Annotated in this window: 13 protein-coding genes; 12 read left to right on the forward strand and 1 reads right to left on the reverse strand. The window is 28.6% G+C overall.

The features are described 5' to 3' along the window. The first annotated feature begins 25 nt into the window (after positions 1-25). The 7 genes from FVF61_RS04985 to FVF61_RS05015 all read left to right on the forward strand — a co-directional run bounded on the left by FVF61_RS04985 (position 26) and on the right by FVF61_RS05015 (position 7,826). Entirely contained in the window at positions 26-838 is an 813-nt protein-coding gene (locus FVF61_RS04985; RefSeq protein ID WP_148453995.1) for an outer membrane protein assembly factor BamD, read from the forward strand. 10 nt (positions 839-848) lie between these two features. Then, positions 849-1,178: a DNA-directed RNA polymerase subunit omega gene (locus tag FVF61_RS04990; RefSeq protein WP_148453997.1), complete on the forward strand. Its 330-nt coding sequence runs from the start codon at positions 849-851 to the stop codon at positions 1,176-1,178. A 5-nt stretch (positions 1,179-1,183) separates the two neighbouring features. Next, positions 1,184-2,392: a bifunctional phosphopantothenoylcysteine decarboxylase/phosphopantothenate--cysteine ligase CoaBC gene (coaBC, locus tag FVF61_RS04995; protein WP_148453999.1), complete on the forward strand. Its 1,209-nt coding sequence runs from the start codon at positions 1,184-1,186 to the stop codon at positions 2,390-2,392. Further along, the gene (gene porD / locus FVF61_RS05000) at positions 2,385-3,272 is read left to right on the forward strand and encodes a type IX secretion system protein PorD (RefSeq protein ID WP_148454000.1); all 888 of its coding nucleotides are present in this window, start codon (positions 2,385-2,387) and stop codon (positions 3,270-3,272) included. Before coaBC ends, porD begins: the two co-directional genes overlap by 8 nt. 78 nt (positions 3,273-3,350) lie before the next feature. Continuing rightward, positions 3,351-5,003: a DNA repair protein RecN gene (gene recN / locus FVF61_RS05005; protein WP_148454002.1), complete on the forward strand. Its 1,653-nt coding sequence runs from the start codon at positions 3,351-3,353 to the stop codon at positions 5,001-5,003. Positions 5,004-5,072: 69 nt separating this feature from the next. Then, positions 5,073-5,894, forward strand: coding sequence for an enoyl-ACP reductase FabI (locus FVF61_RS05010; protein WP_148454004.1), 822 nt, complete (start codon positions 5,073-5,075; stop codon positions 5,892-5,894). 192 nt (positions 5,895-6,086) lie between these two features. Next, positions 6,087-7,826, forward strand: coding sequence for a T9SS type A sorting domain-containing protein (locus FVF61_RS05015; protein WP_148454006.1), 1,740 nt, complete (start codon positions 6,087-6,089; stop codon positions 7,824-7,826). Between the two features lie 62 nt (positions 7,827-7,888). On the opposite strand, the gene FVF61_RS05020 is transcribed toward FVF61_RS05015, so the two are convergent. Next, a complete protein-coding gene (locus FVF61_RS05020) occupies positions 7,889-9,001 on the reverse strand; it encodes a sulfotransferase family 2 domain-containing protein (protein WP_158635179.1) in 1,113 nt (370 codons plus the stop codon). Between the two features lie 71 nt (positions 9,002-9,072). Here FVF61_RS05020 and FVF61_RS05025 point away from each other — a divergent pair, with 71 nt between their 5' ends. From FVF61_RS05025 to FVF61_RS05045, 5 genes are all read left to right on the forward strand, one after another. Then, positions 9,073-10,074 carry a glycosyltransferase gene (locus tag FVF61_RS05025; protein ID WP_148454010.1) on the forward strand — a complete coding sequence of 334 codons (1,002 nt, stop codon included), beginning with the start codon at positions 9,073-9,075 and terminating at the stop codon, positions 10,072-10,074. A gap of 6 nt (positions 10,075-10,080) precedes the next feature. After that, a complete protein-coding gene (locus FVF61_RS05030; protein ID WP_233586700.1) occupies positions 10,081-11,049 on the forward strand; it encodes a YbbR-like domain-containing protein in 969 nt (322 codons plus the stop codon). Beyond that, positions 11,046-11,633, forward strand: coding sequence for a dephospho-CoA kinase (gene coaE / locus FVF61_RS05035; protein WP_148454011.1), 588 nt, complete (start codon positions 11,046-11,048; stop codon positions 11,631-11,633). The genes FVF61_RS05030 and coaE overlap by 4 nt, the downstream gene beginning before the upstream one ends. A 77-nt stretch (positions 11,634-11,710) precedes the next feature. Continuing rightward, positions 11,711-13,291 carry a sensor histidine kinase gene (locus FVF61_RS05040; protein ID WP_199757272.1) on the forward strand — a complete coding sequence of 527 codons (1,581 nt, stop codon included), beginning with the start codon at positions 11,711-11,713 and terminating at the stop codon, positions 13,289-13,291. Between the two features lie 5 nt (positions 13,292-13,296). Beyond that, positions 13,297-14,007 (forward strand): response regulator transcription factor, encoded by a 711-nt coding sequence (locus FVF61_RS05045; protein ID WP_148454015.1) that lies wholly within the window; start codon positions 13,297-13,299, stop codon positions 14,005-14,007. Positions 14,008-14,011 lie beyond the last annotated feature (4 nt).

The following is a 14,011-nucleotide window of genomic DNA, read 5'->3' on the forward strand; positions in this document are numbered from 1 at the left end:
TAATTTTGCATTCTGTTTAAAAATTATGAAGAATCTTTTTTATTTATTTATAACTTTCACTGTTTTAAGTTCTTGTAGTCCATATCATAAAGCTTTAAAAAAGCCTGATGTTGGAGAGAAATTTAGAGTAGGTGAAGAATTATATGATAAAGGTAAATATGAGAAGGCAAATAAGCTTTTTGCTCAAATAGTACCTAACTATAGAGGAAAACCTCAAGCTGAAAAGCTAATGTATTTATATGCTAAGACCTATTTCGAAATGAAAGACTATTACTTAGCTAGTTACCAGTTTGAAAGATTTGCTTCAGCATATCCTCAAAGTGAAAAAGTGGAAGAAGCTGCATTTTTAAGTGGAAAAAGTGCTTATTTACTTTCTCCAGTTTATTCTAAGGATCAAACAGAAACAAAAGATGCAATAGAGAAGTTGCAAGGATTTATTAATTTGTATCCAGATTCTGAATTCTTAGCAGAAGCTAATAGTTTGGTTAGAGAATTAGATTATAAATTAGAAAAGAAAGCTTTTGAAATTGCAAAGCAGTATAATAAAATAGCTGGATATAATGGAGATTATAATGCATCAATAAAAGCATTTGATAATTTTATATTAGATTTTCCTGGATCGGAATTTAGAGAAGAAGCGTATTTTCTTAAATTGGATTCTGCTTATAAAATGGCTATAAATAGTGTTGAAACTAAAAGAGAAGAACGTTTAGAAGATGTAAAGCTGCATCATAAAAATTATAAAAAGAGTTATAATGAATCTAAACGAATGGAAGATGCAGACAAGATGTTAGAGGAAGTAATTAAAGAATTAGAAAAATATAGTACTAAAAGCTAAAAACAACAAAATGGATTTAAAAAAAATCAAAGCTCCTGTAAATACTATTACTTATAATAGAAATAAAGTAGATTCTGAAACAGAAAATATCTATGAAGCTATTTCAATTATATCTAGAAGAGCAGAACAAATAAATTCTGAAATTAAAAAAGAATTAATTGAAAAGCTTGAAGAATTTGCTACCTTTAATGATAGTCTAGAAGAAATATTCGAGAATAAAGAGCAAATTGAGGTTTCTAAATTTTATGAAAAACTTCCTAAACCACATGCTTTAGCTGTACAGGAATGGTTAGATAATAAAATTTATTATAGAAATACAGAAGACGATACTCAAGTATAAATTATATGTCAATATTAAGCGGCAAAAACATACTTTTAGGCATTAGTGCTGGTATAGCTGCTTATAAAACTGCTTCATTGGTTCGGCTTTTTGTAAAAGCCGGAGCCAATGTGAAAGTTGTTATTACTCCTTCAGCAAAAGATTTTGTTACTCCTTTAACTTTATCTACACTTTCTAAAAATCCTGTTTATTCTACTTTCGTTGACGATGCAGATGAAGATCTTTGGAATAACCATGTAGAACTAGGCTTATGGGCAGACATATTTATAATCGCTCCAGCAACTGCAAATACCTTATCTAAAATGGCAAATGGTGTATGTGATAATTTGCTTCTAGCAACTTATTTATCTGCCAAATGTCCTGTATATTTTGCTCCAGCAATGGATTTGGATATGTATAAGCATCCAACAACATTACAATCTTTTAAAAGCTTAAAATCTTTTGGGAACATTATTATTCCAGCTGCTAGTGGTGAATTAGCCAGTGGTTTAGTTGGCGAAGGACGCATGGCAGAACCAGAAGATATTCTTGCTTTTATTGAAAACGATATTCTAAATAAATTACCACTTCGTGGAAAAAAAGTACTTATAACAGCAGGACCAACCTACGAAGCCATAGATCCAGTTCGCTTTATTGGAAATCATTCTAGTGGCAAAATGGGTTTCGAGATAGCTAAATCTGCAGCAAATCTTGGTGCTGAGGTAATTTTAATTACAGGTCCAACTCATCAAGTTTTAAATCATAATTTAGTAAATGTTATTGCAGTTATTTCAGCAGAAGACATGTATTTAGAAGCACATAAATACTTTAAAACTGTTGATATAGCTATTTTAGCTGCAGCAGTTGCAGATTATAAGCCAAAAAATATTGCCAATCAAAAAATAAAAAAGAACGATAGTACGTTAAAATTAGAACTGGAAAAGACGAAAGATATTTTAGATTCATTAGGAGAAATTAAAACAAATCAAATTTTAGTAGGTTTTGCACTCGAAACAGAAAATGAACTTGAAAATGCAAAAGCAAAATTAAAAAAGAAGAATTTAAATTTAATTGTATTAAATTCGTTAAAAGATAAAGGTGCTGGTTTTAAAACGGAAACTAATAAAGTGACCATTATTGATAGTTTTAATAAAGTTACAGAATATCAATTAAAATCTAAAGCAGAAGTTGCTGAGGACCTTTTAAGAGAAATTATAAAACAATTAGATGAGTAGAATTCTTTTATTTTTAATGTTGTGCTTTAGTGTTTCAACTTACGCACAAGAACTAAATTGTAATGTTGTAATTAATGCAAATCAAACAGGTAACCCTAATTTACCTATATTTAAAACATTAGAAAATCAAGTTAGAGAGTTTGTAAATAATACTAAATGGACTAACAGAGAGTTTACAACTCAAGAACGTATAGAATGTTCTATTTATATAAATATCACTGAATATGCAAGTGATGCTTTTAACGGAACAATACAAATACAATCATCAAGACCAGTTTATGAATCTTCTTATACAACTCCTGTTCATAACATAAACGATAAAGACTTTGCATTCAGGTATTTAGAATATCAAAATATGATATATAATCCTAATCAATTTGAATCTAATTTAATATCAGTATTAGCTTTTCACGTATATATGGTTTTAGGCGTTGATGCCGACACCTTTTCACCTAATGGAGGACAAAAATATTTTGAACAAGCGCAAATAATCTTAAATTATTCACAAGGTGAAAGTGCTAGTGGGTGGAAATTAAGCGATGGTAATCAAAACAGATTTACTTTAATAGATAACATGTTGTCTCCAACTTTTGAAGACTACAGAACAGTTATGTACGAATATCATAGAAATGGTTTAGACTTAATGTCTACTGATCAAAAAAAAGCCAAATCTAATATAGCTGACGCTATCATAAGTTTAGAGAAAATGAATCGAGTAAGACCTAACTCTTATATTCTAAGAACTTTCTTCGATGCAAAAGCAGACGAAATACAAGATATTTTTAGTGGAGGTCCAAACGTAGAGATAACAGATTTAATTTCTGCTCTTAATAATGTAGCTCCAATGTATTCTAATCAATGGAGAAATATTAAGTACTAATTTATTCTCAATAAATTTGAAGATTTAATATTACTTTTCTTAATATTATTTACCTTTAACTAAATTCGTGATACTAGATTGATAACATCTCTTTCCATAAAAAATTATGCGTTAATAGATAACCTGCAAGTTAACTTTAATCAAGGGTTTTCTATTATTACTGGTGAAACTGGAGCAGGAAAATCCATCTTACTTGGTGGTTTATCATTAATCTTAGGAAAAAGAGCAGATTTAGCAAGCATAAAAGATACCTCTAAAAAATGTATTATTGAAGCTGTTTTTGATGTAACCAATTACAATCTAAAGAGTTTTTTTGAAACAAACGATTTAGATTATGAGCCTCAAACAATTATACGTAGAGAAATTTTACCAACAGGTAAATCTAGAGCTTTTGTAAACGATTCACCAGTTAATTTAAATAGTCTTCATATTTTAGGAGAACAACTAATAGATATACATTCGCAACACGAAACGCTTCAGTTAGTTGATGATTCATTTCAGTTTGAAATTATAGATGCTTTAGCAAAAAACAACAGCTTATTAATAGACTATACACAACAACTTAAAGCTTATAAATCGATTCAGAAAGATTTAGAAAAGTTATTGAATTTTAAAGCAGAAGCAATTAAAGAATACGATTATCATACTTTTTTATTAAATGAACTAAATGAAGCTAATCTTCTTGAGGGTGAATTAGAATCTCTTGAAGAAGAATACGAAACTTTAAACAATATAGAAGAAATTAGAGAATCTTTATCGCTTTCTAATAAAATGTTTAATGAAGAAGAAATTGGATTGCTATCTATTTTGACCAATTTAAAAAATAACTTTAAAAAAATAAGCAACTATTCTAATAAATACGAAAATATGTTTAATAGAATTGAAAGCAGTTTTATTGAATTAGACGATGTCTTTTCTGAAATTGAAACGTTTCAGGAAAATTTAGATGCAGATCCAGAAAGACTAGAGCAGGTTAATACAAAGTTACAAAACTTAAATAATTTGTTTAAAAAGCATTTAGTTACCAGTGTTACAGAGTTAATTCAAATAAAGGGTGAACTTGCATTAAAAGTTTCTGAAACGGATAATCTAGACCAAAACATACAGATAAAACAGAATGCTTTAAAAGCTATAGAATTAGAGATTAATAGAACATCAGAAACCATTCATAAAAACAGGATTCAAGCTATTCCTATATTAATAAAACAATTAGAAGGAATATTAATTGGTTTAGGGATGCCAAATGCTAAATTTAAAATAGATTTATCTTTTTCTGATATGTTTTATGCTAACGGGAAAGACAATCTTTCTTTTATGTTTTCAGCAAATAAAGGAGGTCAGTTTAACGAACTTAAAAAGGCAGCTTCTGGAGGAGAATTATCAAGAATTATGCTGGCTATAAAATCTATACTTTCTAAGTATAAACAATTACCAACCATTATGTTTGACGAAATAGACTCGGGAGTTTCAGGAGAGATTTCAAACAAAATGGGACAAATCATGTTGCAAATGAGTCATGATATGCAGGTATTTGCTATTACTCATATACCTCAAATTGCAGCAAAAGGAAACACACATTTTAAAGTTTATAAAGAAGATATAAATAATTTAACAGTAACAAATCTTAAAAAATTAAATCACGATGAGCGATTAGTTGAGATAGCACAAATGCTTGGAGGCATAGAAATATCAAATTCAGCCTTAGCTCATGCTAAACAATTATTGAATTAATACTATCTTTGTTTTAAACTAATAATAAATTAAGTTTAAGTTTATTAACTACAACTAAAAATCTAAAATATGTCATACAACTTATTGAAAGGAAAAAAAGGAATCATTTTTGGAGCCCTAGATGAAAACTCAATTGCTTGGAAAACTGCGCTTCGTGTTCATGAAGAAGGTGGAACATTTGTTTTAACAAATGCACCTGTTGCATTAAGAATGGGTGAAATAAATGCTTTAGCTGAAAAAACTGGGTCACAAATTATTCCAGCTGATGCAACTTCTCTGGAAGATTTAGAAAATTTAGTTGAAAAATCTATGGAAATTTTAGGTGGCAAAATAGATTTTGTACTGCATTCAATTGGTATGTCTATAAATGTAAGAAAAGGGAATGCATACACTAGTCAAAATTACGATTGGACACAAAAAGGAACCGATATTTCTGCTATGTCTTTTCATAAAGTCATGCAAACCTTATACAAAAAAGATGCAATGAATACATGGGGAAGTATAGTTGCTCTTACTTATATGGCAGCGCAACGTGTTTTTCCAGATTATAATGATATGGCTGATAATAAAGCCTATTTAGAAAGTATAGCACGAAGTTTTGGATATTTTTTCGGAAAAGATAAAAAGGTTCGAGTAAATACCATTTCACAATCTCCAACGCCTACAACAGCAGGTTCTGGTGTAAAAGGGTTTGATGGGTTTATTGCTTATGCAGATAAAATGTCGCCTTTAGGAAATGCTACTGCTTTAGATTGTGCAAATTATACAGTGGCTATGTTTAGCGATTTAACAAAAATGGTGACACTACAAAACCTATTCCATGATGGTGGTTTTAGTAATGTAGGAGTAAGTAATGAAGTTATGGAGGCTTTTATAAAAGGAGTCGAATAAATAAAATTATTTATAAGTTATTTCTAAAGCGAAACATATTCATGTTTCGCTTTTTTTGCATGAATCTCATCTTTAGTTGATTGCGTATTTAATCGTTTAAAATTGCATTTTGTCGATTTGTTTATATTAACGTTTTATTAACTGATTATTATCAATATTTTTAGACTTTAACAATAATTAAATCAATTAAATATGAAAAAAATTACTTTATTATGTTTTGCTTTTATTGCATTTGCATTTAGCTTTCAAGCTAACGCACAATGTGATTATACTTTAGAAATGAATGATTCATGGGGTGATGGTTGGAATGATGGTACTATGGACGTATTAGTTAATGGTATTGTAGTGCTAGACGACGTAACTTTAGATGCTGGTACTCAAGGTACTCTTAGTTTTAGTGTAGTAGATGGTGATGATGTTACTACAATGTTTGGAGCTGATGGTGATTATCCTGGTGAGATATCCTATCGAGTTCTAAATAATATAGGAACCGAAGTGGGTTCTGGAGATGTGAATAATAATATTACAACAGGTACAATAACAGTAGTCTGTTTAGCCCCATTACCTGAACCAGACTGTGCAACGAATCCAAATCCTGCAGATACAGCTATAGATGTACCAGTAGGAAATGTTACATTTAACTGGGTAGCTCCAGCTACAGGACCAACACCAACATCTTATGATTTATATGCAGGGGCAACACCAGCTCTTGAGTTTGGTTTAATAGGCAATTTTACAACTGAAAGTGCTGCATTAACAATTAATGGGTATGAAACCTTACTTTATTGGCAAATTGTACCATTAAATGGAAACACAGCAGCTACAGGATGTCCAATTTGGTCATTCACTACAGAATCTGCGCCACCACCACCAGCAAATGATTTATGTTCAGGAGCACTTCCAATAATGTGTGGTACTCCAGTATCTGGAGATACTAGTATTGCTAGTGTTACAAATTCAGGAGGAAACGCTTCTGCAGATTTGTGGTATATGTATTCTAATCCCGTTTTAGAAGATGTTACATTAAGTCTTTGTGGTTCTGGATATGATACGTTTATTCGTGTGTATACAAATTGTCCGGCTACAACTCAACTTGCATCAAATGATGATGCTTGCGAAACACAATCTGAAGTGACATTTACAAATGATGGTTCGTCTACTTATTATATTATGGTTGAAGGATATAGTTCAGCTGAAGGCACATTTACATTAACAGCTACTTGTGATGTATCAATTCCTGCACCAGCTAATGATAATTGTGATGCTTCTCAGGCTTTAGTGATTGGTGATTCAACACTTGGTACAACAGCTGGAGCAACAGATCAAAGTACAGGAACTACTGATGATACAACGTGTGATCCATTTGATTTTCATGCAGATGTTTGGTATTCTGTAACTTTAACAGGAGGACCACAAAATTTAACTGTAACTACTTCAATTCCTGGAGGATCTACATCTACTGAAGCAGGTTTAGCTATCTATCCTACGGAATGTGATTTCTTAGACACTAGCTCATTAGGCTGTGCTGGAGCTGATTCCCCTACAGGAGGTTCCATAGCGCTTACTAATGTAGCAGATGGAACCTATTATATTAGAGTATGGAGTGATGGTGTTGCTGCTAGAATGGGTAATCAAAGAATTGAAGGTGATTTTGAAATTGTTGCTACAACATCTGCTTTATCTACTGTTGAGTTTGAAAATGAATTAGCTTTTACTTACTACCCAAACCCTGTAAAAAACAGTTTAGTTCTTAATGCTCATAAAGATATTCAAAATGTAGCTGTGTATAATATGTTAGGACAAGAAGTAATTCGAGTGGCTCCTAATACTGTAAATAGTGATATTGATATGTCCTCTTTACAATCTGGAACGTATTTTGTACAAGTAACAATTGAAAATACAACTAAAACAATTAAAGTGATTAAGAATTAATCTACCGCTTATTAAATATTAAAAAGCCACTCTACAGAGTGGCTTTTTTGATTTTTATTTTACTAATCAAATAGCATTGATTTTAATTTTGAAATAACTCCTTTATTTTTATTTAGTTTTTCAAAATTGATAAAATCCTTATTAAAGGAAAGTGATTTTTTATATGTTGAATTAGTTTTACCTATTAGAGATTTATTTAAAATTGAACAAATTTCTTCAGTTATATATAAAGGCTCTTCATTTACATTTAAATTTCCTAATAAAGATGATATAGTCGAATTTGGAAAAGTTATTTTAAACGTATTAATAAAACAATCATTCCAAAGTTGCACATAATTTTTACCACTTTTTAATTTTAAAGTATGATGCAAATAGTTATTTAATTCATTAAAAAATTGTTGATTATTATTTATAAATCTTTTGTCTTTTAATCCAATTTCTAATAAGTTAAACCGTTCAGTATATTTTAAAACATAATTATATTTATCTCCAATAAAATTTAAAGTTTTAGTATTATTTAAATCTTGAGTTTTAAGATTAAATTTTTTTAAACAATAATTATAAAGTTTAAAATCTAAAACGTTATTTTTTTCTATAAGTTCTTTTATCTCATTTGGGATATTTTCAACTTTTGGTCTATTAAGAGTTATTCTTTTTACTTCAATCTCTTTAGGTAATATCATTCTAGTAACAGTACTGAAATAGAGTAATGATTTAGAATATTCTTCAAAAATACCAACATTAATATCTAAATTTTTAATAGTGTTAATAACTAAATCTAAATCATCTTCAGTTACTAATTCCTCATCATACATTCTTTTGCCAACAAGAAACCCTACCATATAATTTTGAGTTTGATTATTTATTATATATTCTTTTAAATTTCTTGGAACAGGTTTAATTAATGATATAAATTCTGTTCTGTCTTTAATAAAATAATATTCAGAAATAATTCTATCTATTGGATTTCTTAAAAGCATAAACAAGTTATATTCTAAATACTTATCATAATTAATAGGATTAAAGATATCTTTTGTATTAGATCTCTTTGTTTCATATATTATATGTCTATAGTTAAAGTCTGGCTTGGTTTGCCATTGTGTTTTATTCATAACACAATTAATTGTTGTGCCTCCAGTTTTTGGTATATGAATAAAAATATTTTTTGAACTCATAATCATGTTTTATTATAAAGATACTCATTTTTGAAAGATAATATTTTATAGGTTTATCTTACATTTGTTTTATGCAAATTAGCTTTTCATTTATTATTCCAGTTTATAATCGTCCTAACGAAATAGATGAACTATTATTGAGTTTTTCCAAACTACAAAAAGTAATTAATTATGAAATAGTTATTATCGAAGATGGATCTAGTGAGACGGCTTTAAACATAGTTAATAAATATAAAGATCTACTAGATATTTCGTATTTTTTTAAGGAAAATTCAGGACCTGGAGATTCACGAAATTATGGTATGAAACATGCTAAAGGCAATTATTTCATTATTTTAGATTCAGATTGTATTTTACCACCTCAATATTTAGATGAAGTTCAAAAAAGTTTGGAAGAAGATTTTGTACATTGTTTTGGTGGTCCAGATGCTGCTCATGATTCATTTTCAAACGTACAAAAAGCCATTAATTATGCTATGACATCTTTTTTCTCTACAGGAGGTATTAGAGGTCATAAAAATAGTGTCGATAAGTTTCAACCAAGAAGTTTTAATATGGGACTTTCTAAAGAAGCATTTATAAAAACAGATGGCTTTGGGAAAATACATCCAGGTGAAGATCCTGATCTTACAATAAGATTATGGAAATTAGGATATAATACAAGGTTAATTCCTGCAGCTTTTGTGTTTCATAAACGAAGAATTTCTTGGTCTAAATTCTATAAACAAGTTGGAAAGTTTGGTATGGTAAGACCTATTTTAAATTTGTGGCATCCAGAAACCCAAAAAGTAACCTATTGGTTCCCTACATTATTTGTAGTAGGTTTAATTATTTCGGTTGTCCTTTATATTTCTATTCAGTTAGATTGGCTTCTTTATACTTATTTATTTTATTATTTTGTTGTATTTATAGATGCACTTTTAAAAACAAAAAGTGTTTATATAGCTTTATTATCTTTATTAGCAATTAACATTCAATTTGTAGGATATGGAATAGGATTTTATAAATCTACAGTAGCATTGCAAATATTAAATAAAGACCCAAAAGAATATTTCTCTGAACTGTTTTTTTAAAAATATATGTTTAGAAAACTAAAATCTAAAATAGTAGCTTCTATTAAAAACAAGAAAATTAATGTTTTTCTATTGTTTTTAATTTTGTCTTTTATAGTGCTAGTGGTTCTAAAACTCTCAACAATATATACCAATACTATAGTTTTTAATATTAATAAAACAAATGTTCCAGAACGTTATTTAGTTTTAAATGATAGCTCTCAAACATTAAAAGTTACACTAAGAACTAGTGGCTTTAATTTGCTTAAATATTATTTCGAAAAACCAAAAATTAATATTGATTTTAGCCAGAATATAGAAGTATCTAAAGATTTTTATATTTGGAATACCTATCAAGGATTTTCAGATTTAAATACACAATTTAATAAGGACATTGAAATAGTAAGCATTATTCCAGATACTTTAAAATTTAGATATGATATTAATGCAATTAAAAAAGTACCTATTAAATTAAATTCTAAATTATCTTTTAGTCTTGGATTCGACCTATTAGACTCTATAAGATTAGAGCCAGACTCCATTAAAATTATTGGTCCAAAAATATTAGTTTCTGAGTTGAATTATATTGAGACAGATATTTTTATATTAAATGATATTAAAACAAATATTGATAAATCTATTTCGTTAAACCTTCCAACTAATAAAAATAAAAACCTAAATTTTTCAGAGGATCACATCAAAATTAAGGCTGAAGTTGATAAGTTTACAGAAGGTCATTTAAAAATTCCAGTAACAGTAATAAATATTCCAGATAGTCTTAAAATTAAGTATTTTCCAAAAAAACTTTATGTAACTTACTATACAAGTTTATCTAATTACAATCAAATTAAGGCTAACGATTTTGTTATAACTTGCGATTATAATAACATTGATAGCACATCTGAATTTTTAAAACCACAAATAGTAAAGCAGCCTAAAGAAGCTAGAAATGTAAAACTTTCTCAAGAACAAATAGAATTTATAATTATAGAATGATAATAGTAGGACTAACTGGAGGTATTGGTAGTGGTAAAACTACTGTCGCGAAACAATTTATGGCTTTGGGCATACCTGTATATATTGCAGATGATGAAGCAAAAAAGCTTATGAATAGGTCTAAAATTATTAAACGAAAATTAATTCAATTGTTTGGAGAACAAGCTTACATTAATAATAAACTGAATAGACCTTATTTAGCCGATAAAATTTTTAATAATACCTCAGATTTAGAAAAAATGAATGCTATTATTCATCCAATAGTAGCTACACATTTTAAAAAATGGGTAGAGAAACAAAAAGCACCTTATGTCCTAAAAGAATCGGCAATTCTGTTTGAAAATGACGCTTATAAAAATTGCGATTATATAATAACAGTTACTGCTCCTAAGCAATTAAGAATTGAAAGACTTCTTAAACGAGATGAAACCAGTTTAGAAAAGATTCAAGCTATTATGGAAAATCAGTGGAATGATAATAAAAAAATAGAAAAATCAGATTTTGTAATAATAAATAAAGACTTAGGTGAAACCATTCATCAAGTGCAACTAACTCACAATAAAATCGTTAACTTCACACAATAAATCCTAAATTTTAACATTTTTGTTAATGTAAGGTTAAATGATAAGAAATCTAAATGTTAAAATGTTAATTTTGAACGATGAGCAAAAAGTTATTCATCATACTGATACTGTTAATGAGTTTGTCTTTAATTGGTATCATTTTCGTTCAAGCGTATTATATAAATAACTCTTTAAAAAATGAAGATGAACAGTTTACTTTTAATGTAAAAAAAGCGTTAAGTTATACATCAAAAGAAATTGAAGACAGAGAATTTAAAGAATATGTAATTAAACTTCAACCACTGATAAATCAAGGTGTAACACCAGATACAACAGCATTTAGGGAGTTTTATTTTAAAGAAGACAATAGCGATTCTAACGAAAAGCTTATATATAGAAATAGTATTTTAGAAGAGAATTACAAATTGTCTTCGTCGATCTTTGACATAGGTTTAGATAGTATTAATATTAGAAAAGTATTAAGCGACAGAGAAACTAAAATTTTGAAAGGAAATGCCTTAGAATCTAATTCAAATTTGAATTTAGATGCTATGATGTTTGAATTTGGTAAACTATCCAAAGGAGTTGAAATATTTTACGATACGGCATATGAAGATTTATCATACAGAATGCCAATTCATAAGCGTATAACCAAAGAAGAAATTAACAACTTGCTTAAAAGTAAATTAACTGAAGATAATATAAATATAGATTATCAATTTGCAATTTATAGCAACGATTTAGCAACGAAAGTTCAAAGTGAAGATTTCGAACTTGAAAATGAAGCAACTTTTAGTGTGCCAATCTTTCAAAATGAAAATGATTTAAGTAATAATTATAGACTTTTAGTTAATTTTCCAAAGAGGAACACATTTGTTCAGTCTTCTATAATTAAAATGACACTGCTTTCAATCATTTTTACATCAATAATCATTATTGCTTATGCTAGCGCTTTAATGCAGCTTTTAAGACAACGAAAAATATCTGAAATTAAAACAGACTTTATTAATAATATGACTCATGAATTTAAAACACCTATTGCTACTATAAATTTAGCTTTAGATGCTATTAGAAATCCAGCTGTTATAGAAGATAAAGAACGCGTCTTACGTTACTTAAAAATGATTAAAGATGAAAACAAACGTATGCATGCTCAAGTTGAAAATGTATTAAGAATATCTAAACTAGAAAGAAACGAACTAAACATTAGTAAGGAACGTGTTATTTTACACGACTTAATTGAAGACGCAATAACACATGTGCAACTAATAGTTGAAGACAGAGAAGGTGAAATTAATGTTGATTTATTAGCAGACACATCTTCTGTTTTAGCAAACGAAACACATTTTACAAATGTTTTAGTAAATATTCTAGATAATGCTATAAAATATACGCCAGAATCTAGAGCACCAATAATAGATATATCAACAGAAAATGTTGGAACAAATATCTTATTAAAAATAACAGACCAAGGAAGTGGCATGAGTAAAGCTGCTCAAAAACGTGTTTTTGAAAAATTTTATAGAGAACACACAGGAGATAGGCATGATGTAAAAGGTCATGGATTGGGTTTAGCTTATGTTAAACGAATTGTAGAAGACCATCAAGGTCATATATCAGTAGAAAGTGAAAAGGACAAAGGAAGTACATTTATTATAAAACTTCCGTTAATATCGTAAAAGCTATGAGTGAACAACAAAAGAAAATATTATTAGTTGAAGATGATCCAAATTTTGGAACCATTCTTAAAGATTATTTAATGATGAATGATTATCAAGTTACACATGCTAAAAATGGTATGGAAGGCTTTGAGAAATTTAAAAAAGACGATTTCGATTTATGCATACTTGATGTTATGATGCCATATAAAGATGGTTTTACATTAGCTAAAGAAATAAGAGAGAAAAATACAGACGTACCTATTGTATTCTTAACTGCAAAAGCAATGAAAGAAGATGTTCTTAAAGGCTATAAAGTAGGAGCAGACGATTATTTAAACAAACCATTTGATAGCGAAGTTTTATTAATGAAAATTAAAGCTATCATGCAACGTAAAGCTACAGAAACTGTTGCGGACAGCAAGCAATTTGAGTTTAAAATTGGAAGTTTCCACTTAAACTCTAAACTTCGTTTTTTAACTTTTAATGGTGGAGATCAAGTAAAATTATCTCCTAAAGAAAACGAATTATTACGTTTATTGGCTTTACATGAAAACGATTTAATGCCAAGAGAATTAGCATTAACTAAAATTTGGAGAGACGATAATTATTTTACTTCTAGAAGTATGGATGTTTACATTGCTAAATTAAGAAAGTATTTAAAACTTGATGAAAATGTTGAAATTTTAAACATTCATGGAGAAGGGTTTAGGTTAGTAGTAAACCAAAGCGCTTAAACGC

The organism is Xanthomarina maritima (genome assembly GCF_008084905.1).
GTDB lineage: Bacteria > Bacteroidota > Bacteroidia > Flavobacteriales > Flavobacteriaceae > Xanthomarina > Xanthomarina maritima.